Consider the following 23,391-nt stretch of genomic DNA (forward strand, 5'->3'; position numbering starts at 1 on the left):
TCAGCTTCCCGACTTTTCGCCCAGGCCGGACCAGAACAGATCCCGCCACGACGCCGGTGCCTGCTTGATGAGGCCGACCTTGGCTTCGAAGTCGGCGAATTTCTGCGCACCTTCGGGAATCGTGGTGAAGTTGATGTTCTTGTCGCGGATGATGCTCTCGACGAAGTCCGGCGTGAGCTTCGAATTTTCGGCCTTGATGTAGAGCGCGGTGGCTTCTTTCGGATTGGCCTTGATCCAGTCATTGGCGCGGTCGAGGCCGCGCACAAAGGCCTGGATCGTCTTCGGATTGTCGTTGACGAATTTGGTGGTGGCATAGACCACGTTGAATGTATGCGGGCCGCCGAGCACGTCGTAGCTGTTCAATACCTGATGCACCTTACCGCTAGCGAGTTGCTGTTGCGAGAACGGCGGTGAGGTGAAGTGTGCCGTGATTTCGGAGCGACCCGACAGGATCTGCGCCGTTGCGTCCGGATGCGGCATACTGACGGTGAGTTCGTCGAGCTTGTCGTATTTGCCGAACGCCTTGTCGGCCGCCATCTGCAGCACGATCGGCTGGAAACCGACCTTGACTGACGGCAGCGCGATGCGGTCCTTCTCGGTGAAGTCGGCCAGTGTCTTGACGTTCGGATTGTTGGTGGTGAGGATATTGGCCATCGATCCCAAGGCGGCGACACCGATGATCTTGGCGGTGGTCCGCGTCTTGTCCCAGGTCAGGATCATCGGTGTGATGCCGGCGGTCGCGAAATCCAGCCCGCCGGAGATCAGAGCTTCATTCATCGATGCGGCGCCCGAGAGCCGCAGCCATTCGATCTTCGGCGGCGTGATGCCAAGTGCCTTGGCCTCGTCCTCGATCAAACCTCGTTCGCTCGCGACGATGAGCGGGAGATAGGCGATCCCGAATTGCTGCGCGATACGGAGTTGGGCCGTCTCGGCGCGAACGCCGTGCATAGTCGCCGCGACAAAGCCCAATGCGAGCGCGCCGACGTGCAGAAATTTTGCTGTCTTCATGATATGTCTCTTCGGTGCCTGCTGATGCGGCATAAGTGTGCGCTTTGGAGAAGTTGCAACTACACTTCAGGAAATCAGGCAATGCGTCCAGCGCGCAGATGCGATGGCACCATCTTCAGAACAAGCCCACTGGCGCAACGATCGAAGTGAGACGGTTTTTCTCGAAATCCTTGCGAAGAGAGAAGGCGGTTTGCTCTCCATAGGCGACCGAATGAAGAGCCAGCTTGTCTGTTTGACGAGGCCTGCCCGCGGCTCCTTCCATGCCGGAAGTTGTGCTGACGTCCCGTGATACGGGGCGGATTGGAGACACGAAATCGATACACCCATTCAGGTTATCGTAAGCGCCATGCGTCTTATGAGTGCGAGAATAAAAATCTCTTTCCCGGCTGTGTCCCGGTTCGCGCGAGGTTCCATAGCGATGCAAACGAGGCTAAAAGCGCTTCTTTCGTGGGTAGCATTGACATGCATGTCATGGCTGTTTCACGGCTTGCGGCGTTCGACGGCCGGCATGGGCAGAGATTTGTTCCATGGGCTCGCCCGTGACGCATCCTGGAGATCATCGTGCTTACCTCGTATCTGTCCCGCCGCGCTCTTTTGGCTACATCGGTTGCGCTCGCAGCGAGCCTCGCTTCGCCGCCAATGTCGCTCGCCCAGCAATCACCGATTCGTATCGGATTGCTGGCCCCGTTGACGGGGATCGGCGGACCTTACGGCCAGGAGGAAGAGCAAGCCGCTCGCGCCGCCGTGAAAATTATCAACGACGCCGGTGGGGTTCTCGATCGCCCGCTGGAACTGATCGTGGCGGATGACGAGACGCAGCCGACCGCCGGTGTCGCTGCCGCACGCAAGCTGATTGACGTGGACAAGGTCGCATCGATCGCAGGCGTATGGAGCAGTGCCGTCGCGCTGGCGGTCAAGCCGATCACGCTTGAGAAGGGCGTGCTTCTCACCGTCAACGGTTCAGCCGATGAAATCACCGACGGCGACAACAAGAATCTGGTCTGGCGTTTCCAGACCAATGGCAAGAGCTGGGGCGAGGCCTTCAGCAAGGCGATGGCCAAGGACGGCATCAAGACCGCCTCGATTCTCGTGCTGCAGACGCCCTTTACGCAGAGCACCATCCAGCCGTTCCGCAAGAGCTTCACGGACGCCGGCGGCAAGGTGCTGGACGAAGTCAGCTTCAACGCTGGCCAGCCGTCCTATCGGGTCGAGGTGGAGCGCATCTTCGGCAAGAAGCCGGACGCCGTGTTCGTTGCTGCCTACATCAACGAGCTCAGTGCCATCGCCAAGGAAGCTTTCCGCTCGGGCTATGACAGCAAGATCTATGCGTTTGGCAATGCCGCGGGCAGCAACGGTCAGTTCGTCAAGAACGTCGGCGCCGAAGTCGCTGAAGGCGTGCATCACACCCAGCAGGTGCCCGTTGGCAAATCTGCCGCCTATAGCCGCTATCTGAAGGAAATCGGCAAGCCGGACGGCACCATCATGACCTTCGGTGCCCAGGTGTTCGACCAGATCGTGCTGACGGCATTGGCCATCGAGAAGGCCAAGAGCGTGGATGCCACCCGTTTTGGCGCGGAGGTCCCCGCTCTCGTGAATGCCGACGCCCCCTCGATCGGAGATCCGGCCGAAGCGCTCAAGGCGCTGCGTGCAGGCAAGCCGTTCCGTTATGCGGGCGCAGCGTCGGATTTCCGCTTTGCCCCCAATGGCGACCAGACCGATCTGACTTTCGGGCACTTCCTGATCAAGGCAGGCGACAGCAAACTGGTTGGCGAGATCCGCTGAACCAATGCTCGAGGCCGTCAATGTTAGTGTGATCTATGAAGGCGGCTTCAAGGCGCTGAATGGTGCATCGGTACAGCTCGCTGCGGGCGCCGTCACGGGACTTATCGGTCCCAACGGGGCCGGCAAGTCCACGCTGTTCGGCGTGCTCGCCGGCGCGGTGCGACCTGTCGCAGGCGAAGTGCGGCTCGGCGGCGAGATCGTGACGCAGCATGGCCCGGCATGGCGGGCGCGTCGTGGGCTGGCGCGGACCTTTCAGCTTTCGCGCGAACTAGCGAGCCTCACGGTGCTTGAGAACGTCCTTGTCGCGCAGCCTCATATGCGCGGAGAAAATGTCCTGTCGCTGCTCTGGTCCCACCGCGCGGTGCGTGACGAGGAGGACGCAGCCATCGACAAGGCCCGCGCACTGCTGCAGCGCGTCGATCTCTGGAAACTTGCAGACGCGCCAGCCGGTACACTATCGGGCGGGCAGAAGAAGTTGCTGGAAATCTGCCGCGCGCTGGTGCTCGATCCGCGTATCGTATTGATGGATGAGCCCAGTGCGGGCGTGAACCCGACGCGGATCGGCGAGATCGTGGAATTCGTTCAGGCGCTACGCGCGGAAGGCACCACTTTCGGTCTGGTGGAGCACAATATGGGCATGGTCCGTCTGCTGTGTGACCACGTCTATGTTCTGGCCGAGGGGCAGGTGCTGACCGAAGGCCGGTTTGACGATGTCATCGCCAATACGGAGGTGGCGTCGGCCTATCTGGGGGCGCAGTCATAACGACCTCCGCAACAGGACTGGAATTGTGCGACGTGGTGGCTGGCTATGGCGGCCACCCGATCCTGCATGGCGTGAGCTTCTCGGTTCGCGCAGGTGAAACACTTGTCGTGGTCGGCCCCAACGGCTCCGGCAAATCGACGCTGATGAAGACGGCCGTTGGCCTGTTGCGTCCGATCTCAGGCCAAGTGCTGTTCGGTGAAGCGAACGTCACGACGCTCGGTGCGCCTGCGCGTGCCGCGCGGGGCCTCGCTTACGTGCCGCAGGAGGCCAACATCTTCCGCAACATGAGCGTGCTGGAAAATCTGCAAGTCGGTTATGAATTCGTGGCATCACGTTCGGCGCCATCGTTCGGCGTGCGCCTCGATGCCGTGCTCGACCTGTTTCCGGAGATCCGCGTTAAACTTCGCAGCACGGCCGGGCATCTCAGCGGTGGCCAGCGGCAGATGGTGGCGATGGCCGCGGCGCTGATGCCTGAGCCATCTGTTTTGGCGCTGGACGAACCTTCCGCCGGATTGTCACCGCGCAATGCGGAGATTTTGTTCGAGGTGATAGGCCGGGTGGCTGCCTCGGGAGTGACGCTGCTGATCGTCGAGCAGAATACGCGCCTCGGCCTCGGCGCTGCGGATCACGGCGTGGTTCTGGTGGGTGGGCGGATACGCCTCGCCGCGCCCGCTGCCGAAGTGCTCGCCGATCCGGATATCCGCCGCCTCTATCTCGGAGGGGTGTGATGGGTCAGCTTCTCGTCAACGGCATTGTCGCCGGTCTGTTGCTGGCATTGCCTGCGCTTGCGCTGTCGCTGACGTTCAGCGTGTTGCGCTTTGCCAATTATGCGGTTGGATCCTATCTCTCCTGCGGCGCCTATCTCGTCTATATCGGCAATGTCCTACTGGGCATGCCGCTGTGGCTTGCGGCTAGTGCCGGCGCGGCACTCTTTGCGGTGATCGCTGTCGGTATCGACTGGCTTGCCTATCGCCCGCTTCGCAATCGAGGGGGCGTGACGCTGCTGGTGGCCTCCATGGGAGTCGCCATCGCGCTGGAGAATGTGATCCGTTTCTTTGCCGGCAATTCGCCGCGGGCCTATAACGTGCCTGTGGCGCGACCGATGCGTTTTGGCGATATCCGGCTGAACCACGAACAGCTCACCATTCTCGTTACGGTCATTGCGGCGCTCGCTGTGGTGTGGATCATTTTTCGCTTTACGCGGCTTGGCAGAATGATGCGCGCCGTGGCGGATAACCCGGACCTTGCAGCAGTGCGCGGCATCTCGCGGTCACGCGTCGTCGCCTATGTCTGGCTGATCGCCGGAATGTTGACAACGCTGTCCGGCGTGCTCGTCGGGCTGGATGCCAATGTCGAGCCGCAGATGGGCTGGACTTATCTGCTGCCTGTGTTCACAGCGGCCATTCTCGGCGGCATTGCCAATCCGATGGCCGCCGTCGCCGGCGCGCTGACACTCGGTATTGCGGAGGAACTGGCGACGCTGGTGATGCCCGTGCACTACCGGATGATCGTGACATTCCTTGTGATGGTCGCGCTTCTGCTCGTGCGGCCTTGGGGCCTGTTTGGAACGCGGTGGGTTACCAAATGACGGTCTATCTCATCGCCACTCTGACGCTTGTTGCGATGGCTGCGCTGGCAGGGCTCGCGCTTAATCTGCAATGGGGAATGGGCGGTCTGGTCAATTTCGGCCTGTTCGGCTTCTACATGCTCGGCGCCTATATCGCCGGTTTGCTGACGGTGCAGGGGCTGCCACCTCTGGTCGCTCTGGGGATGGCCATGCTCGGCGTGGCAGCGTTGAGTGCGGTCAGCGCGCTCATCTCCGTGCGGTTGTCCGAAGATTATCTCGCTATCGTGACGCTTGGTTTCGCTGAATGCCTACGCCTCGTCATCAGCTACGAAGGCTGGCTGACCCGCGGCATGCTCGGTGTTTCGGGGATCGAACGACCGTTCCAGGCATGGTGGCCCCGCGGTTGGGGCGATACAGGCTTTTTGCTTCTGGCGTTGCTGGCCGTGCTGATCGTCTACACCGTCCTGCAGGCGCTGGCCCGCTCCCCCTTCGGGCGCCTTGTGCGTGCGACGCGCGACGACCCCGGAGTCGTGGAAGCGCTCGGCAAGTCCGTGCTCGCCGTCCGCGTGCGGGTGTTTGCCATCGGCGGCGCGATCCTCGGTCTCGCAGGCAGCTTGCACGCATTCTATTACAGTTACATCGACCCCACGCAATTCGGCCCGATCGTCACCGCTTATGCCTTCATGGCCGTGGTGGTGGGCGGGCGCGGCAGCAACCGCGGCGTCGTTGCCAGCGCCTTCACACTGATCTTCCTTCTGGAAGGCAGCCGGTTTCTGATAGACCTCGTTCCTGGTCTTGGGGCGTCCGAACTCGCCGCCATTCGCCTGTTCCTCGTTGGCGTGGGGCTGGTGGTATTGCTGATCTTCAAGCCGGATGGTTTTGGCCGCGAGCCGCGCTCTGCGCTCGCGGACAAGACATCCTCTCGTTTCTGATAACCGGAGTTTCGATATGGCCCGCGTTGCCCTGCAAAAAAGAGATCAGCTGCCCGAGCACCTAAGGGCTTTGTGGGATCGCATGACCACATATGGCCCGTTCGAGGGCCAAGCCGCCGCAATGGCCAACCGGCTGCCGGTGTTCGAGCACATGTGGCGCCTTCTCACCCAACTGGCCGACGAAGGCGTGCTACCCAAGCGATATCTCGAACTCGCCATTGTCGCTGTCTCGCTGGTCAATCAATGCGACTTCTGCGTTGCGCAGCACACGCCGAAACTCGCGGTTGAAGGTATCACGACGGAAGGTGCGGCAAACCTGCTCGACTGGGAGAAGCATCCTGAACTCACCGAAGTCGATCGGCTCGTGGTCGAATACGCGATCGCGGTCAGCAGCAACTGGCATCGAATCCGCGACGCGATGTTCGAGCGCCTGCGCGCGCATTTCAACGACGCGCAGATCGTCGAACTGACCTGGCGCATCGCGCTATGCGGTGCGTTCAACCGCTTCAACGACGTGCTCCAGGTCGAGGTCGACGTCTAGGCGGCCGGTATGCCTGGCTGATCGGTCTTCCAGTCGCGCTTGATCTTCTTGGCGAGCGACCATTTGTGGACTTCAGTCGGGCCGTCATAGATGCGGAAGGCGCGGATTTCGCGGAAGGCCTGTTCGACGATTGTTTCGCCTGAAACACCGGTGCCGCCCATCACTTGCACGCAACGGTCGGCGATCCGCATCAGCGCTTCCGACACGGCGACCTTGGCCATCGAGCTTTCGGCCGTGCCGAGCGAGCCGGTGTCGAGCACGTCGGCGCACCAGTCGATCATTAGTTCCGACTGTTTGAGATCAATCAGGTTTTCCGCCAGCATGAAGCCGACGCCTTCGTGATCGATCAGGGCCTTTCCGAACGCATGGCGACGACAGGCATAGTCGGTCGCGATCTCGTTGGCGCGGATCGCAAGACCCAGCCAACGCATGCAATGCGACAGGCGCGCCGGGCTGAGGCGGATCTGTGCGTATTTGAAACCGTCGCCTGACGCGCCAAGCATCTGGTCTGCCGGGACACGCAGGTTTTCGATCTCGATCTCTGCATGGCCGCCGGGCATCGAATTGTCGATCGTATCCAGCACGCGCAGGGTGCGGATCGCAGGATCTGGCAGATCGACGAGGAACATGCAGGCGCCGTCATCGGACTTCGCCATGACGATCCCGACCTTGGCGCCTTCCGCGCCGGTGATGAACTTCTTCCGCCCGTTGATGACCCAGTGATTGCCATCGAGTTTGCAGGTGGTCTGCATCATCGACGGATCGGAGCCGGCGCCGCCTTCGTCTGCCGGCTCGGTCATGAAGAATGCCGAACGTGCTTTGCCCGACACCAGCGGTTCCAGAAAACGCGTCTTCTGTTCGGCGGTGCCAACCTTGCCGAGCAGATACATATTGCCCTCATCGGGCGCCATCGTGTTGCAGGCAAGCGGACCCAGCGGCGAAAGACCGGATTTGATCAGGGCCTTTGCCGTTTCGCGCTGCGTCAGATGCGATCCATCCGCGAGAATGTGCGGGGTCAAAACGCCAGCCTTGCAGGCCTTGTCGCGCAGCTCTTGCACCAGTTCGTCGCTCGGGCCGTGAGCACCTGTCCGCGGATCTTTCTCATAGGGGATGACTTCGGCGCGGATGAAGGTCTCGATCCTGGCGGCAATGGCGTCGGCGCGGTCAGTCATGGAAGCAGATACTCCGGTCGCCCCTTGGGCGAAGCCCTGGGGCGGGATTGAGGCAGGCGGGGCCGATCACGGTACGGGTGGTGGCCGGCGACGAGGTGAGGGATAGCATTTACAGGATCAGTATGCCCGATCGCATCGAACTCGGCTACGAGGCATCGATCACCCTGAAGCGTGTCGTGGCGTCACTGACCCGCGTATGGCGTGCTGATCGGTCGAATCTTGAGCGGCTGGTCTTGATCGGTGGAAAACCGCTATTTCGGCGCCGGCTCGGTGGCATCGAGATTGATGCCCGGGAAACGCCGTCTCAGGTCCCGTTTCAGCGATCTGAAATGCTCGATATTGTTTTCGAGCGTCCGCAGCCGTGCTTCGCCGATGCGAATCTCGTCGTCCGATTTCTGCAGAAGTTCTGCCCGCGGGTCCGACTGGCTGTTGACGTCCTCGATCTCGTTACCGCCGACAATTGCGGCGATGGAGATGACGTCTTCCAGCCGACGCTTCAGGCCGTCATGCTCATATTCTGAGCTGCGCAGGCCGGAGTCGATGGTCGCTGCAATGGCAAGAACCAGCCGTTCATCGGTGATGCGGTCGCGTTCCGGGGAGCGTGTCCGGAATGTCTCGGACGAGGAGCGAAAGATGCGCTTCAGCATGGCGGCATTTCCCTCTGGCTCAGGTGAGACCCTTGATCTTCTTACACGATGTTGCGGAGCCTGACGACATCTGCACAATGCCCGATGTCGATTTCGTTAGCACGAGCTCCTTGGCGGAGATGAAGCGTAGCGTGGCTCTGGGGTTGGCGTCGCAGAATCGCGACAACGTCGCCGCGGTGGCGGCCACCGTGTCCTGTTTCGGAATCACCGCGATGGCCCCATCCTTCAGGATGTAGGCATCTTTGACGTTCGGCATCGTCGCCGTCGCGGTGCAGACCTTGAACAGGCCTTCATAGGCCTGGGGCGGCATGGTGAGATCGCCCGCAAGGCCGCCGAGCAGATATTCCCGGCTCTTGTTGCAATTGTCGGCATGCGCGGCGCCTGCGGTGAGCACGAGCAATGTGACGATGGCAGCGAGCTGTTTCATGCCGATGCCCTCAGCTCCGATCCGGTCTGCAAGGCATCCTCCGATGGCGATGGCCGCTTCAAACCATAGGTTTCTGCGGCACAGCGTTCCCACGACAGATCACGCGCATGTGCGGCGGCGCCAGCGCCGAGGCGCGCCCGCAGCTCATCGTCCTCGGCCAATTGCCGGATCACATGGGCGATCATGTCGACGCGGGGGGCGACCAGAAGGCCAGACTGGCCGGCGAGCACCGCATCGGGCACACCTCCGATATTGCTTGCGACGCTCGGCAGGCCCGTGGCACCGGCCTCAAGATAGACGAGACCGAAGCCTTCGACGCGGCCGGACGAATCCGGCACACCGGTCAGACAAAAGAAGTCCGCCGCACCGTAGATATCGCGAATTTCTTCATTCGATAGCGCGCCGAGTAGCCTGATGTTGCAGTCCGACGCAGCGATCATGCCGCGAATCTCATCGACATAGTCAGCTTCTCCTTGCGGACCGATGACCAGCCAGGTGACGCGCTGACGTAATTCGTCAGGAAGCTGCGCGAGGGCGGCGAGCGTGAGATGATGTCCCTTGCGCCGCGTGAGCCGCGCCACAGTGACCATGACGATCCGGTCTGGCGCAATGTCATAGATCGCGCGTGTGGCAGCGCGGTCGCTGCGCCGGCCGGACCAGAAATCGGAGACGCCAAGGCGAATGGCATGAATGCGGCGTTCGTCGATCGTGAATCTTTTGCGAAACAGCTCGCGTGTGAAGTTGCTATTGGCAGCGACCTCGGTGCGTGGCCCGAACACGCCACTGAACCGGATCGCCAGTCGCTTCAGTGGCGTCTGCGTCTCATTGATCTCTGTACCGTGCACCGTCATCAGCATCCGCGCCGGCGTGCGGCCGCGCGCGAGTGCGACCGGAATGAAGAACGGCCAGTCGGCGGCATGCACCACATCGAACGGGGCCGTACCGATCCGGCTGCGCGCCAGCATGATCTTGGCGGGCAGATCGCGCGCCGAATGCAATCCGCCGCTGAAGCGGTGGATTGCGAAGGGCATGGCGCGATCGTCGGCTGACATATCCTGTGCGTAATCGGGAGCGACCAGCGTCACCCGCGCGCCGAGCTGCGTTGCGGCCAATGCGATCTCATGGGCGTAGGTGCCTATCCCGCCGCGTGCGGGAGCATATTCGCTCGATAGCAACAGGATATTCACAAATAACCTCAGTGTGCCGCGGAGGGCGTCATCGTCATGTTGCGCGCATTCTGGATGTCCTGGTGATAGGTAAAGACGCGCGCCAGCTGTGTTGCTGGTGTGAAATTATCGATCGCGCTGGCAACCTGCACCGGGTTGATCTCGCCGGTGCCGATCGCATCGCGGGTATCGAGGAAACGTTGAGCCAGGTTCTCGATCATCTCGTCGCGGGATGAGCTGCGGGAAATGAGATAGCCGCTCTCGCCATCATGGATCACCGATTCCAGCTGCGGCAGGTGCACCGCGACGACCGGGCGGCCGACCGCAAGCGTCTCGAGCACGCAACGCGGCATGCCCTCGAACTCCGACGTCAGGATGCCTGCATGGGCATTGGCCAGTGTTGCGGCCATGCCGACAGCGTCCTTGAAGCCGTGCCGGATCGTGATGTCTTCGATCGCGGCGAATTCGGCAAAGCGATGCGGATCGCTGGTCCCGATATAATGGAATTCGAGATGGCCATGCAGCCGCTCGCGCAGGCGGGCGATGATGCTGAACATCAATGGCGGATCCTTGAATTCGTCAAGGCGCCCCGCGAAGATGATTCGGAACGGCTCAGTCATCGCTGGAAACGGCTGTGGCTTGAAGATGTCGGTATTGACCCAGGTCCACAACGTGTCGATCTTGCCGCTCTGACCGGGATATGTCTTTTGCAGCCGTTCGGTGATGAACGGGTTCACGCACAGAAATTTTGCGCTGGTCGTGACGGCGAAACGCTCGCCGATATTGTGCACGAACGAATATTTCTTCAAGAGCGAATCCATTTGCAGCTTCGGCGCGCCCTCGCCATGCAGCATCTGGATGAAGGGGCGGCGCAGCAGCGTCGGCAGCCAGGAAAATTCGACGCGGCGCAGATCAACCGTGCAGCCGCGCTCGCGGATCAGCCGCGAGACAGGGCCGAAATAGCGCAGCAAAGCCATGAAGAACTGGCCAGTGAGTGACGAGCGGATGGTGCGCGCGGCCTCTCGGGCCTGCTGGTCGGAATAGTGCAGGATCGGGAGAAAGTCGAAGTCGCGCCCGCGGAAAGTCAGCCGTCGCACTTCGCCGAGCTTGAGGTCGCCGATCGAATCCACGCCAACGAACAGGATGTCCGTGTCCGTGGGATGGAAGGTGATGAAGTCGCGGATATAGGTCTCGAGCCCACCCACCTTCTGGCCGCGCGGATCGAACGGGTGAATGAGGCAGATCTGGTAGCGTTGCTTGGCCGGCGCGGCGTTCCGGGCGCGAAGACCCAGAGTGAGTGTCGAGGTCATGCGGCTTTCCTCATGCGAGCGTTCAGGATTTGTGGAAGCGTACTGGCGATCAAACGTGGCACGGCGGCAGCGCAGCGTGCGTAACGGGGCGCAAGGCGGCGCGGATCTCGCAACATGCGCCAGGCCCATTCGAGACCGGCACGTTGGGTGAACATCGGTGCGCGAACCTGTGTACCTGCGATGAAGTCCAGCGCCGCGCCGAAACACAGGCAGCCCGTCCCGTCCAACTCATCGATACAGCGCGACGCAAACACTTCCTGTCGTGGCGCGCCCAGCGCGAGGAAGCAGAGCTTTGCACCGGATGCGCGGATCTGTGCAATCGCTGTATCGGCTTCCGCTGAATAGGCCTCGAAGTTGCGACCAGGCGCGAAGGTGCCGACGATCTGCAAGCCCTGATATCGTTTGCGCAATTCTGCTGCAGTCTTGTCCAGCGTTGGCCTGTCGGAACCGAACAGAAAGATGGGAAGCCCCTTCTTGCCTGCAGCTTCGCACAAGGGAGCGGCAAGATCAGCACCGGTTGTTCGTGAAATAGGTTTGCCGAGCAGATGACTGAGAACGACGATCGGAAAGCCATCCGCAGTCACGAAGCGTGCGCGCCGGTAGGCCGCGCGAAAGTCGGGCTTTTGTTGCAGATGTACGACATGATCGAGATTGAGCGTGCATACACTGAAGTTATCGCCGCGTTCGGCCGCTTCTACGATCGATAAAACGGCTTCATCGAGCGATGAAACGTTCACGGTGACTCCGTCAACGGTGAGATTTTTGGCGTGTGGCGCCTGCGTCTTCGACATGTCGGTCCCCTGATGACGATGTAGCCGAGGTACGCTTGAACGAAGTGCACACCTGCTTGCTGCCGATGCAGCAAAGAAAAGTGAGTCGAAAATCATCTCCCCGACGTCATGGACATCAAAACGAACTATTGCGACGCAACGATGGCGATGCTGTCGCGCAATATGGAAAAGATAGCAGTCACGATTTTGAATCGATGGAGAGTGGATATGTTCGAATGTTCAAGGAGAAAGTCGCTCGCAGTCATCGCCGGCGCGACAGTCGCTATGCAACAACATGCACTCGGCGCGACTCAAATGCAGAGCCTTGGTACAATTGCGGCAAAAAATGGTTTGATGTTTGGCGCGGCTGCGGGGCCGGTGATCGACAAGGATGTCGGATATCGTGAGCTTTACACAACACAGACGAAAATTATAACGACGGACATCGCTCTGAAAATGGGCACGCTTGCGCCGATGGCGGGTCCGAAGCGATTCGAGAGCGCCGATCGATTGCTACAATTTTGTGCGAGCAATCGCATTCCCATGCGCGGTCATTGTCTGATCTGGAACGAATGGGTTCCGCAATGGATCAAGTCCATGAGCAATTCCGAGCGACAGGCCTTCTTCGATAGTTATATCGATGAAGTCGCCGGGCGCTATGCCGGCCAATTGCAGTCATGGGACGTCGTGAATGAGCCGTTCTGGCCCGGTCACAAGGCACCCGGCGGCTATCGCCTTGGCCCATGGTACGATGCCTTTGGCACTGATTATATCAGGCGCGCCTTCGCGCGGGCCGGTGCTGTGGATAAGAAGACTAAACTTGTGCTCAATGAGGCACAGGCGGAACGCGATGATGATGTCGGTCTCGCGGTGCGCGCGGGATTGTTGCGTCTGGTCGACGAGTTGCAGCATGCCGGCGTCCGGCTCGATGTGGTCGGCCTGCAGGGCCACTTGCAGCCGCGCTATCCGCATGATCCCCAGCGGTTTCTCGAATTCGTCCACGTGCTCGCCGAACGCAAGGTCGACATCTACATCACCGAATTCGATGTCCGCGACGACACGTTCCCTGATGATGTAGCCACGCGCGACAAGATGATTGCGGAGACCGGCGGGAAATTCCTCGAGACGGTGCTGCAGGTCCCGGCGGTCAAGGCCGTGATCGCGTGGCAGCTGTCCGATCACTATTCATTCTATACGGACGCCGCGAGAAAGAAGAATCCTCTCGCAGAACGACTGCCACGGCCGCTGCCGTTCGATGAGAACATGCAGAAAAAGCCGCTGTGGTACGCAATGGCCCGTGCGCTGGAGACCGCCAAACGGTCGTGACGATTTCACGACATTAGAGCTCCGAAAGTTGCGGCTGCCGGCGCAGCATCCGAAGCAACGTCGGCCCGTAAAGGATGGCAAGGACCAACACGTAGATCGCCGCGCCTGCGGCGACATGTGCTGCCAGCAAGACATGGTTGGGCGCTTCGGGCAGTTGCGTCAGCAGTACCGCCATGGCCCCAGTTGCGAGGACGATGCGGGCGAGATGCGCCCAGGGCAGGGTCAGGCCGAATTTCGAAAAACCGATGATGAAACTGACCAGCGCTGCGGCAATGGCGGACAGCACTGTCGCGCCGGCCGCGCCGACAAGTCCCCAATAGTGGATACAGATGAAGCTCGCCACGATCGTCACCAGTGCGTCGATGCTTGACACGACGATCATCAGCTGGGTCTTGCTGTGCAGGAGAAACACCTGATCGCCGAAATGGGCGCGGATGTTGCGGATCGAACCGGCCAGGGCCGAGAGAGGCAGAATTGCCAGCGTCACCTGTTGAAACGGCGTGGCGATCAGTAGGTGCACGATCTCGGCCCGTAGCAGGAAGATGCCCGCAATGCTCGGCGCCAGAATGCCGATGAGCAGTGCACTGTTGTCGGCAAGTTGGCGCATTGCGGCTTTGCTGCCACCTTGCTCCATGCTCTTGACCGCCAGCGGGAAAGCCGCTGCCGTCACCAGCATCGCAGCCACTGCCGCGGCGCGCTGGCCCAGACCATAACCGACGGCAAAAAGACCAGCGGCGGCGACGCCGAGCATGTCGTTGACGATAAAGCGCGACGCATTGAGGCCGACCCAGCCCAGCGCACCGCCGATGATCAGCGGAATGCCGTAGCTCACCGCATGGCGAATGATCTCGCGATCGATCGGCCACAGGCGGCGGCTGTAGCCGATGTGGGGCAGGACGACCAAAGCGGCAAAGAGCTGCGCGGCGGCATAGCCCAGCAGCGGCCATTCCGGCGATGGGCCGATCAGCTTGATGAGTATCAGGCCAAGAATGAAGCCGATCGACGGTCCGACGATCTGCTGGATCGAGTAGACGCCGATCTGGTGCCGGACCCGGGCGCGTTCGGCGATATAGAGATTGAGCGAGCGGCTGATGACGTAAGCGACGGTCGCTCCGAGCAGCGCCGGGTTGGTGTCAGTCGCGATGACCGTATAGAGCACGCCGATCACGGCGGCGCTCTGCAGCACCAGCGAAACAAGAATGACGACATTCTCGGTGCGATAGAAGCGTTCGGCCTGTTCGCCATCCTGATAGCGACCGAAGAAACGCAGCGCATATTGCGACCACCAGGCGAGGAACGCGATCTGCAGCAGCTCATGCGTTGCCGTGATCAGCGTGATCACACCCAGCGTATGCTCGTTGACCACATGGGTCCACACGATCATCGCGATCAGCTGGAACATCGGCCCGACGATCTGGGCCGGAAGATAAAGGATCGTGCGCTTCAGTAGCATGGTCAGGCTCCGAGCCAGCGGGCCGCGCGCGGCGGCGCCCATCGTTGCACGGCGAGCAACGCGACAAGGCTCAGGGCGACGGTGATGGCATACATCAGAAATGTCCCCGCAACCGGGCCGAACTGGCGCAGTCCGCCATGATCGCGCAAGGCCATGACAATGAAAATATGCCAGAGATAGATGAAGTAGCTGCCGGACCCGAGCATGGCCAGGACCGGCGCGCGGATGCCGAGTGCGAGCAACAGGACGCAGAGCGCCGCCGCATAGCCGAAGAACGCCATCGAATCATAATCGGCGGCGTCGCCGATCTTGAGCAGTCTCGCTGCCACATAGATCACATAGGCCAGCAGTGCCGCCGCGGTCAGCGTCAGGCGCATCCGTGGAAGGGCCAGCCGCGCCGTCGATCCGGCGACCAGCATTCCCAGCGCCACGAAGCTGAACCAGAACGGGATATCACGCATGCGCACTTCCTCGATCAGCCCTTCGGACAGCCCGCGCTGTATCAGCAGGGGATCGACATAGCTGCCGATAATCAGTCCGAAGACGAGGGCGAGCATCAGGACGAGGCGCAGTCGCTCATTGGCTTGGGTCGGCACACGATGGGCAAACCATAGGGTCAGCCAGAGCATGAGCGTACAGCCGAGATAGACGAAGACATAATAATACACGAACACGTAAGCGAGCACGAAACGGGCAGCCGTTGTCGTTGGGCGGTGATCCATCGCCGGGTTCTGCAGCGCCATGTAGAGATAGGCCGCAGCGAAAGCGATGGCGTAGGGGATCAATGCGGCCATGACGCGCTTGCCGAGTGGAACGCGGCCCGACAGAGCGGTCAGATAGCCGGATGCGAACAGGAAGATCGGCACACAGGGGCGCAGAGCCGCATCGAGCATGGTCTTCCACGATGCATCGAGCGGTTGCTGCAGCGAATGGATGCCGATCACCATCAGAATGGCGAGGCCGCGCATGCTGTCGATGGCCACGTCCCGGCTGGCCGTCCTCGTTTGAGCCAGCGGCCGCGCCGTTCCGGACATTATCTGCGTTGCATTGACCATCAGTTCACGTCTGCCTTGGCACCGTCGCCGCGGCAATTCGCGTGCTGAAATGGCGATCATAAGCCTCATTGAGCGCGCGCCGCATGGGCGTCTCGAAATAGCGCAGGGACAGAATGCTGGCGGCGGCAAGAACGGCGATGGCCAGCGGCACCAGGGCGAGCTTGCCGCCGGGAATGACGGGGGCAAGGAAGCGTGCCGCCAGCGTGAGGACGACGGTCGCGACTGGAATATGCAGCATGTAAGAGGAATAGGTCAGCGACGACCAGCGCTCAAAGCCAAGGCGCGAGAACAGGGTGGTCTGGCTGGAGAGGTCGTGATGGATGGCGAGTGCAGCGATGAGATAGATGACTGCGAGCGCTGCCATGATCGGAAGCTGCGCGCCGAAGATGAGGAACAGGACGAGGGCCGCGGTCAGCAGGCCCGGCATCGCCGGAAGCCGCGCAATCCGGTCGCGAAACAGCCAGCAGGCGATGCCGAGATTGAAGGCAGGCAAAGCGCGGAAGGCGCCGCCCTTGTTGATCCAGTCCGGCCAGGGCTCGGTGCCCATGGCAACGGCATAGATGCTGTTGGCCAGCAGCGGCAGCACGACGAGGGCCACAATCACCGTCCTGCTCCGCGCGATCGTCAGCACCATCAGCGGAAACAGCACGTAGCAGAAGAACTCTGCCGACAGCGACCAGCTCGGAAAATTGAAGGTCAGCCGGTCGCCATCGATGGCGTGCAGCAGCAGGAACTGCGCCGGCAGATCGGAGAATGGATAGCGCGCCGGGTTGTCGGTCTTGGCGATGCCCGCATGAAGCGCCAGTGCGATCAGGATATAGAAAGCCAGCGTCGCCAGATGCAGCGGATAGATCCGCGCCAGGCGCCGCCACAGGAAGCGGCCGACCGCGGCGGGTGAGCCAACTTTCGCCAGATACTGGCTGGCAATGACGAAGCCGGAGATGACGAAGAACAGATCGACGAACAGATTGAAGTGCCAGGTGTGGTCCACCATGAAGCGACCAACTGGCAGTTCCTTGATGTAATCCGAATAGTGCAGGACCACGACGGCGCTGGCCGCAACGATGCGCAGCCCGTCCAGATGTCGTGTGCTGGTGTCGATATCCTGCAAGAAGCAATATCCCCTGTTGAACGGACCAGGCGTGGCCCCGATCCGGCATGGACGCCGGCGTCGCGTTCCTAATGCGCGACGTTGGGCTTCGCCGCCGAACGACGGCCGGCCAGCTGCCCGCCGGCGAGTTCGGCGATCAGGTCGATGACGATGTCGTGGTCGCTCGCTGCCAGCGCGTTCCAGCGCGCGAGGTTCTCGGTCGCTGCCGCAACATACTGCCTGCGCCACTGAGAAGCCGCGATAGCCCCGCCGATCTGTGACGCTGCGGTGCCGTGGTCCGACGGATCGATGAAGATGCCGGATGTGCCCAGTACTTCATGGAAAACAGGCGCATTCGGTGCCACGATCGGCAGGCCGGCATATTGGGCTTCGAGCAGCGGCAAGCCGAGACCTTCATCATGCGAGGTGCACAGGAAAATATCGGCCTCATTGAGAATGCGCGCCACGTTCTCGGACGATTGATAGCCATGCAAGGTCACGCACGACATGCGTTCCAGCGTCTTCCAGTCATCGCCCCAGCCCTTGCGGCCAACGATGTCGAGGGTGGCGCCGGGAAAACCGTGTTGGCGCAATTCACGGACGATATTGGCCGCGGCGATGAAGTTCTTGCGTGGCTCCACGGTGCCGAGCGCCACGACGCGCAGCGGCGACGTCTCGGGCTCGCGCTCGGCGCGCTCGGCGGATTCCAGCTTGAACACATTGCGCACCGGCGGGCGATACAGCGTGATCTCGGCGTCGGGGCGACAATGCTCGGCGAGCTTGCGCTGGGTGTCGCGCGAATTGGTCAGGAAGCGCGGATAGTTCTTGAGCGCGATCTTGAAGGGTGTCGCCATATAGAGTCGCGCGCGGGCATTGAGATCGGCCTGTCGCGTCAGCAGGAAGTCGTCGTGCATATAGGGCAGCACACGTGATGAAAACATCCGCAGCAGCGGGCTTGGCGGAAAGCCAGGGCACAGCAGGAACGACGAGGGAGACGCCAGGCGCATCGGCAGACCGAAAGTCTGCGTCGCCACCATCTGGCCGGTGCCGCGCGAGGTGATGGGCACCACATCGAGCGGCGCCAGCGCCTGTTCCGAGAACAGCTCCAGTGTGATCCGTTCGAGCCCGGTCACATGGCGTCCGAGATGGGTGTGATCGACATAGATAGTCATGCAAACTCCTGATCCCGGGGGACGGCGCGGACATGCGGGGCCGCCATCGGCGGCCGCTGATGGACATGGCGGGGTGGCGCCACGGCTGGCGCGCGTTCGCGCGGCAACAGCAGCGCGATGAGCAGAACGAGCTGCGCGAGCTGGATGTTCTTCGACGAGAAGCTCACCGAGCTTGCCGCAATCATCAGGATCAGCAGCAAGATGGCGAAGGCCGCGCGGTCCGACCGGCGCAGCAGTTCGATGAAGAAGCAGGTCAGGCCCAGCGTGATCAGGATGGTGTGGATCAGGCCGAATTGTACGATGCAGGACACCCAGAAGTTCTCAATGCCATAATTTAAACCGAGCTGCGACTGCAGCGCGTTCACGCGAACCGGATTGGGTCCGAGGATCAGTTCGCTCCACTGGAAATGATTGAGCATGTCGAAGGTCGCAAAGCGCGCCAGGGCGCTGCCTTTGTCCGACGAGAAGCGCAGCAGCATCTTGTCGAAGATGCCGAGATAGAGCGCAGCAAACACGACGCCTGCCGCCGCAAAAAGAAAGCAGATTGCGCCGACAGCGAACAGCAGCGGCACGCGCTTGCCGCGGATCAGCCGGATGGTCTCAAGCAGACCGAGGCAAGCCAACACGAACAATACCGTCATCAGCGCGGTACGGCCGCCGAAGGCCATCAGCGAGCCCAGACTGAAGGCGATCAATGGCACGCGGATCATGATCGGCGGGCAGATGGCCGGTCGCAGCACCAGCGCCATGATATAGGCGCCGACGATGCCCGAGGCCGTCAGCGGATGGCCGAGGAGCGCAGCCGAGCGCCATTCACCGACCACCAGCACGCTGCCGAGTGTCAGCGGAATGATGCGATGGCCGGAGAAATATTCGTAATAGCCAATCAGGATGTTGAGCAGCAGTGTCGCATGGATGGCCCAGACCAGCGGCCGCCGCTGCGCCGGCGTCAGCCGCCAGATCAGCACGCACAGCAGCACTGGCAGCAGGAACGTGTCGATGATGACCGTGAACGGGCGTTCCAGCACGAACATCTGGATCAGCAGGACGAACCAGCAGAACAGGTGCACCAGCAAAAGCTTGGCGTCCGTGAAGGCACGGTTGATCTCACCGATCGGGTCGCCGTCGCGCATCAGCAGCAAAAGCGTCGCGATGAATGTCGCATAGGTGCCGGGATGCAATTTCTCGAGAAAATTGCCGCCGGGTGTCAGATAGTGAATCTTGAGATTAGTCAGAACGCCGCCGGACAGTGTGAAAATCGCGACGATGGCGCCCAGCAGCACACTGACGATCATTAAATTAATGAGTTGGGCAGTGTTGACGATCTGGCGTCGTTGCGGAACGCGTGCACGCGAGCCTGCCGCGGCATGGGCGCCGTTGCGGTGCAGCCTGAGCGGCGCGGTCCGGGCCAATGTCAACGCGCGGCTCCCGCACTGGCGGCGGCGACGCCATAGGGCTTCAGATAGGCCGAGCTGCGATAATAGTCGTAGAAGCGGATCTTGCTGAGATCGACCTGGGTCAGCACGGTGCCGAGAATGCGATCATGCACCGGAGCCAGCAGCTCCATCGTGTGGGCGACGACTTCGCGCGGTGTCTGATTCCAGGCCATGGCCAGCAAAATTCGGTCGGCGAGCTCGGCCAGCGCGCGGCCGTCGACCAGCGGAATCAGCGGCGGCGAGTCGATGATGATCAGTTCATAATGCGACTTCAGGCGGTCGAGGATTTCGACGATCTGCTCGGAGAACATCAACTCGGTGATGGCATCGACGTCCTTGATGGCAGGCGAGGGCAGGATCGAGAGGCCGGTGCTGCGATCGAGCAGGATGGCGCGCTCCAGCGACACTTCGCCGGTCGCCACCTGCAGCAGGCCGGCATCGGCATTGGGGCTGACGGCGCGGGTCAGGCCGGGATTGCGCAGATCGCCGTCGATGAGCAGCGTCTTGATGCCCAGCGTGGCGAAGGACAGTGCGAGATTGCCGGCGAAGGTTGTCTTGCCTTCACTTTCGAGGCCCGATGTCACCAGCACGACCTTGACCGTGTCGATCTTGCGCGCACGCTGAATCGCCAGACGCACCGCGCGAATCGCTTCGGCGAAGAATGTGCCGGGCTCCTCGATGGCATAGCGCATCAGTGGTGGCTGCAATGCAGCCGGCAGCAGCCGCATGGTGCGCGGATCGTAATTGCCGAGTTCGGTGCGGCCGCGTTTGGCACGCCCGGCGAGTTCGCGACTGCTGATCGAGGGTAGAGCGGCCAGCGCGGGAACGCCCGATATCTCTTCGGCCTGTTCCAGTGTCTTGATCCGCCCGTCGAGATAGTCGGTCAGGAATGCCAGCACCGTGCCGCCGCCGAGGCCGAGCAGGATGGCAAAGCCTAGAATAAGCATGGTCTTCGGCGCGGAGGGCTTGAGCGGGATGCTGGCAAAGCTGACGATGCGGGAGTCCGGCATCTCCAGGCTTTCCTGCGCCGTCGTCTCCTTCGAGCGCGCCAGATATGACTCATAGAGCGTGCGGTTGGCCTCGGCCTCGCGCTGCAGCTCATGCAGCCGGACCACGGCCTGACCGGACGTGCTGGACACGCCCTGCAGCTTGTCGAAACTGTCCTGCAGCGACGCCTCGCGCGATTTCGCAACGTCATAATCATGCGCCGTGCCCTGCACGATGCGCCCGATTTCCTCGTTGATCAGCCGCTGCGTGTCCTTGAGCTGCGCCCGCACATTGGCGACCTGCGGATGCCGCGGACCATATTTGCTGGTCAGGTCGGCTTCGTTCTTGGCGATATCGGCATATTGCGCGCGCAGCTTGGTCACCATCTCCGAGGAGACGGCGGCATTGAGCCCGCCGGCATCGCCGCCGGTTTTCGCCAATTGCTGCACCTGATCGAACTTGGCACGCGCCTCGGCGGTCTGCACCCGGGCAGCAATCAGCTTGCTGTTGAGATCGGTGATCTGCTGGTCGTTGACCGTCACGCCCTGCGAGACCGCGAGGTTATTGGCGGAACGATAGTCCGCGACGGCCTGTTCGGAGGTGACGACGCGGTTCTTCAGCGCATCGATCTGGCCGCCGAGCCATTTGGCTGCGATGCGCGTCGCGTCGAATTTGGCGCGGACCTGTTCCTCGAAATAGGCGTCAGCCACCGCATTGGCGATGGTCGCGGCTTTCTGCGGCGATTCCGAGCTGACGGCGATATCGACCAGGAATGTCGTGCCTTGTCGTGTCACCTTCATGCGGCGCTGGAGCAGATATATAGAGTATGCACGCGCGGCGTCTTCGGGGCTCACGCCATCGACCGGACTGCTGCTGCGGAACAGATTGCGGATCGGATCGAGCAGGCCGGGCTTTGGCATGAACTCGAGATCCTGCGTCAGCTTCAACTTGTCGACCACGCGCTGCAGGATCGTGAGCGACTGGATCAGCAGCGTCTGGCTTTCGATGGTCGCATCGTCCGTGCCGAAATTGGTCAGCACCGATTGATTGGTTTCGACCACATTGGCGCGCCGGGGATCGACCAGTACGGTGGAGTTCGCAGTATAGAGTGTGGTCGCCGTCGCCACATAAGCGAGGGCGATGCCGCCGAGCACGGCGGCGGGCAGCACGACCGCGCGCCAGCGCCGGCGCAGGATGCGCGCCATTTCCCGGAGATCGACGGTCGGCGCCTGCCAACCGGCAACGGCCGTCGGAACCGGTTCCGGTGCCGCCGGATAAGGCTGATCAAAATTGCGCTGTAACATTGAGCCCTACCTGGTGTTTGTCGTAACTGAAGGTGGGTATATCGCTGTCGCGCGATGTGTAGCGGTGATAGGCCGAGATCGCGCTGAACCGGTTCATCAAATACTTCACGCTGGCATTGGTCGTGGTCACGCGGTCCTTGCGGGCCTGGCCAAAGAAGCGATCGATCTCATAGGCGCCCGCCAGCGACAGGATGACGTTGCGACGCAGCTCGTAGTCGACGCCAACCTGCACGGCATTGGCCAGCACGCCGGTCGAGCTGGTATCGGATGTCTGCGTGACCAGTTGTTCGGCCTTGACGTGGATGTCCATCAATCGCGTCGGGCTCCATGTGAGCTTGGCGCGATAGGACGGTCCGTCGACGGTGCCGATCAGAGGATTGTCGAAGCGCTGCTCGACATAGCCGCCGCCGAACTCGCCGCGGAGCAGATTGCCGAAACCGACGGTCAAGCCGGACAACGCGCGATAGCCGGTGGAGTCCAGCGTCTGGCCGGGTACGCCGCGGATGTTGCGCTGGTTGCCTTCGACGCCGCCGAACCAGCCGAGCACAGGCGAGAACGCATAATCGACGCGGCCGTGAAGCGCATAGATCTGGCCGTCGCGGCTGCTCTGGTCGATCAGACTGCCATCCTGCGCGCGCGCGGTGCCGTAATCGTAGGAGTCGACGCGTGCGCCGATCGATGTCGCCAGCCGGTTGAATTCCTTGCGGACGGTCAGGTCGCCGGACATCAGATTATAAGGAGTCGGTGTCACGGCATTGGAGGGCGAGCTCAGCGAACCCACACCCTCGTTGAGATGCGCGATCTGGAAACTGCCCAGCACGACCATGTCGTTGGCGATATCGATCCAGCCGGCGCCCTTCAGGCTCACATCGGTCTGGTCGAGGCTTGAATTTTCGTTATAGGCCGTGGTTCGTGAATTGAGCTTGATGTCGATGCCGTGTCGTTCCCACAGCGTGTGCGCACGCAGGCTGGGTTCAATCACCGCTGCAACGTCGCCGCGCTTCTGGGTGTTCGAGGCAAACACATTGCTGTCATAGAGCGCGCCCGTCATCAGCGACGGGTTGAACATCCAGGATCCCTGGCGGATGCCGACGGGTTCATAACCAGGTTGCTGTCGCTTTTTTACTGGCATGTCCTCTGGCGCTACTGCTTCGCGGTTATCCCGGTCGACCAGATCGGGCAGCGCGGACGGTTCGAAAATCCGTTGCGCATTCCAGGGCGGCGCGAGCTCGTCGCTGGTTGCCGGGATCGCCTGGGCATTGGCGGGTGATGCAATACCAAGCAGAATCGCCGTGACCGGCCATGGCGCGATACGGAGAGCGCGGCGCGTGACGGGAATCGGCCGCAGCCCCTCCGGTCCTTCGCCGATCGCCTCCGATCCTGCTGATACAAACGTACATTTCATCACTCATCCCTTGCGAAGGACATGCATTCCTCCGCTATCGAATTGTCGTCGAGACTTGATTGCCGCTTAGAAATTCAT

The 23,391-nt window shown here is 61.5% G+C and carries 21 protein-coding genes; 7 read left to right on the top strand and 14 right to left on the bottom strand.

Going from position 1 to position 23,391, the window contains the following annotated elements:
• Window positions 1–1,008 (bottom strand): ABC transporter substrate-binding protein, encoded by a 1,008-nt coding sequence (locus AB7783_RS01165; RefSeq protein WP_441276560.1) that lies wholly within the window; start codon window positions 1,006–1,008, stop codon window positions 1–3.
• 561 nt (window positions 1,009–1,569) lie between these two features.
• Here AB7783_RS01165 and AB7783_RS01170 point away from each other — a divergent pair.
• From AB7783_RS01170 to AB7783_RS01195, 6 genes are all read left to right on the top strand, one after another.
• Entirely contained in the window at window positions 1,570–2,790 is a 1,221-nt protein-coding gene (locus tag AB7783_RS01170) for an ABC transporter substrate-binding protein (RefSeq protein WP_441276561.1), read from the top strand.
• A gap of 4 nt (window positions 2,791–2,794) precedes the next feature.
• Window positions 2,795–3,553 (top strand): ABC transporter ATP-binding protein, encoded by a 759-nt coding sequence (locus AB7783_RS01175; RefSeq protein WP_441276562.1) that lies wholly within the window; start codon window positions 2,795–2,797, stop codon window positions 3,551–3,553.
• Between the two features lie 32 nt (window positions 3,554–3,585).
• The gene (locus tag AB7783_RS01180; RefSeq protein ID WP_441276563.1) at window positions 3,586–4,281 is read left to right on the top strand and encodes an ABC transporter ATP-binding protein; all 696 of its coding nucleotides are present in this window, start codon (window positions 3,586–3,588) and stop codon (window positions 4,279–4,281) included.
• Entirely contained in the window at window positions 4,281–5,141 is an 861-nt protein-coding gene (locus AB7783_RS01185) for a branched-chain amino acid ABC transporter permease (RefSeq protein ID WP_439073766.1), read from the top strand. The genes AB7783_RS01180 and AB7783_RS01185 overlap by 1 nt, the downstream gene beginning before the upstream one ends.
• Window positions 5,138–6,052 carry a branched-chain amino acid ABC transporter permease gene (locus AB7783_RS01190; RefSeq protein WP_439073764.1) on the top strand — a complete coding sequence of 305 codons (915 nt, stop codon included), beginning with the start codon at window positions 5,138–5,140 and terminating at the stop codon, window positions 6,050–6,052. The genes AB7783_RS01185 and AB7783_RS01190 overlap by 4 nt, the downstream gene beginning before the upstream one ends.
• 82 nt (window positions 6,053–6,134) lie before the next feature.
• Window positions 6,135–6,593 carry a carboxymuconolactone decarboxylase family protein gene (locus AB7783_RS01195; RefSeq protein ID WP_441276564.1) on the top strand — a complete coding sequence of 153 codons (459 nt, stop codon included), beginning with the start codon at window positions 6,135–6,137 and terminating at the stop codon, window positions 6,591–6,593.
• Here AB7783_RS01195 and AB7783_RS01200 read toward each other — a convergent pair.
• From AB7783_RS01200 to AB7783_RS01225, 6 genes are all read right to left on the bottom strand, one after another.
• Window positions 6,590–7,765 (bottom strand): acyl-CoA dehydrogenase family protein, encoded by a 1,176-nt coding sequence (locus AB7783_RS01200; RefSeq protein WP_441276565.1) that lies wholly within the window; start codon window positions 7,763–7,765, stop codon window positions 6,590–6,592. The genes AB7783_RS01195 and AB7783_RS01200 overlap by 4 nt on opposite strands.
• A gap of 251 nt (window positions 7,766–8,016) precedes the next feature.
• Window positions 8,017–8,412: a hypothetical protein gene (locus tag AB7783_RS01205; RefSeq protein ID WP_441276566.1), complete on the bottom strand. Its 396-nt coding sequence runs from the start codon at window positions 8,410–8,412 to the stop codon at window positions 8,017–8,019.
• A 19-nt stretch (window positions 8,413–8,431) separates the two neighbouring features.
• Window positions 8,432–8,839, bottom strand: coding sequence for a hypothetical protein (locus tag AB7783_RS01210; protein ID WP_184514274.1), 408 nt, complete (start codon window positions 8,837–8,839; stop codon window positions 8,432–8,434).
• On the bottom strand, window positions 8,836–10,026 hold the full coding sequence (locus AB7783_RS01215; protein WP_441276567.1) for a glycosyltransferase family 4 protein: 1,191 nt from the start codon (window positions 10,024–10,026) through the stop codon (window positions 8,836–8,838). Before AB7783_RS01215 ends, AB7783_RS01210 begins: the two co-directional genes overlap by 4 nt.
• Window positions 10,027–10,034: 8 nt before the next feature.
• Window positions 10,035–11,315, bottom strand: coding sequence for a glycosyltransferase (locus AB7783_RS01220; protein WP_441276568.1), 1,281 nt, complete (start codon window positions 11,313–11,315; stop codon window positions 10,035–10,037).
• Entirely contained in the window at window positions 11,312–12,202 is an 891-nt protein-coding gene (locus AB7783_RS01225) for a WecB/TagA/CpsF family glycosyltransferase (protein ID WP_439057515.1), read from the bottom strand. The genes AB7783_RS01220 and AB7783_RS01225 overlap by 4 nt, the downstream gene beginning before the upstream one ends.
• Window positions 12,203–12,247: 45 nt before the next feature.
• Here AB7783_RS01225 and AB7783_RS01230 point away from each other — a divergent pair, with 45 nt between their 5' ends.
• The gene (locus tag AB7783_RS01230; protein ID WP_441276569.1) at window positions 12,248–13,411 is read left to right on the top strand and encodes an endo-1,4-beta-xylanase; all 1,164 of its coding nucleotides are present in this window, start codon (window positions 12,248–12,250) and stop codon (window positions 13,409–13,411) included.
• A 13-nt stretch (window positions 13,412–13,424) separates the two neighbouring features.
• On the opposite strand, the gene AB7783_RS01235 is transcribed toward AB7783_RS01230, so the two are convergent.
• The 7 genes from AB7783_RS01235 to AB7783_RS01265 all read right to left on the bottom strand — a co-directional run bounded on the left by AB7783_RS01235 (window position 13,425) and on the right by AB7783_RS01265 (window position 23,313).
• Window positions 13,425–14,864: an oligosaccharide flippase family protein gene (locus tag AB7783_RS01235; RefSeq protein WP_441276570.1), complete on the bottom strand. Its 1,440-nt coding sequence runs from the start codon at window positions 14,862–14,864 to the stop codon at window positions 13,425–13,427.
• A gap of 2 nt (window positions 14,865–14,866) precedes the next feature.
• Window positions 14,867–15,847, bottom strand: coding sequence for an acyltransferase family protein (locus AB7783_RS01240; protein WP_441276571.1), 981 nt, complete (start codon window positions 15,845–15,847; stop codon window positions 14,867–14,869).
• A 76-nt stretch (window positions 15,848–15,923) separates the two neighbouring features.
• Window positions 15,924–17,030, bottom strand: coding sequence for an acyltransferase family protein (locus tag AB7783_RS01245; RefSeq protein ID WP_441276572.1), 1,107 nt, complete (start codon window positions 17,028–17,030; stop codon window positions 15,924–15,926).
• Between the two features lie 68 nt (window positions 17,031–17,098).
• Window positions 17,099–18,181 (bottom strand): glycosyltransferase family 4 protein, encoded by a 1,083-nt coding sequence (locus AB7783_RS01250; RefSeq protein ID WP_441231830.1) that lies wholly within the window; start codon window positions 18,179–18,181, stop codon window positions 17,099–17,101.
• Window positions 18,178–19,599, bottom strand: coding sequence for a VpsF family polysaccharide biosynthesis protein (locus AB7783_RS01255; protein WP_441276573.1), 1,422 nt, complete (start codon window positions 19,597–19,599; stop codon window positions 18,178–18,180). The genes AB7783_RS01250 and AB7783_RS01255 overlap by 4 nt, the downstream gene beginning before the upstream one ends.
• Entirely contained in the window at window positions 19,596–21,908 is a 2,313-nt protein-coding gene (locus AB7783_RS01260) for a GumC family protein (RefSeq protein WP_120288781.1), read from the bottom strand. Before AB7783_RS01260 ends, AB7783_RS01255 begins: the two co-directional genes overlap by 4 nt.
• Window positions 21,889–23,313 (bottom strand): outer membrane beta-barrel protein, encoded by a 1,425-nt coding sequence (locus AB7783_RS01265; protein ID WP_120288782.1) that lies wholly within the window; start codon window positions 23,311–23,313, stop codon window positions 21,889–21,891. Before AB7783_RS01265 ends, AB7783_RS01260 begins: the two co-directional genes overlap by 20 nt.
• Window positions 23,314–23,391: the final 78 nt, after the last annotated feature.

Source organism: Tardiphaga sp. 172_B4_N1_3 (genome assembly GCF_052076035.1).
Taxonomy (GTDB): domain Bacteria; phylum Pseudomonadota; class Alphaproteobacteria; order Rhizobiales; family Xanthobacteraceae; genus Tardiphaga; species Tardiphaga robiniae.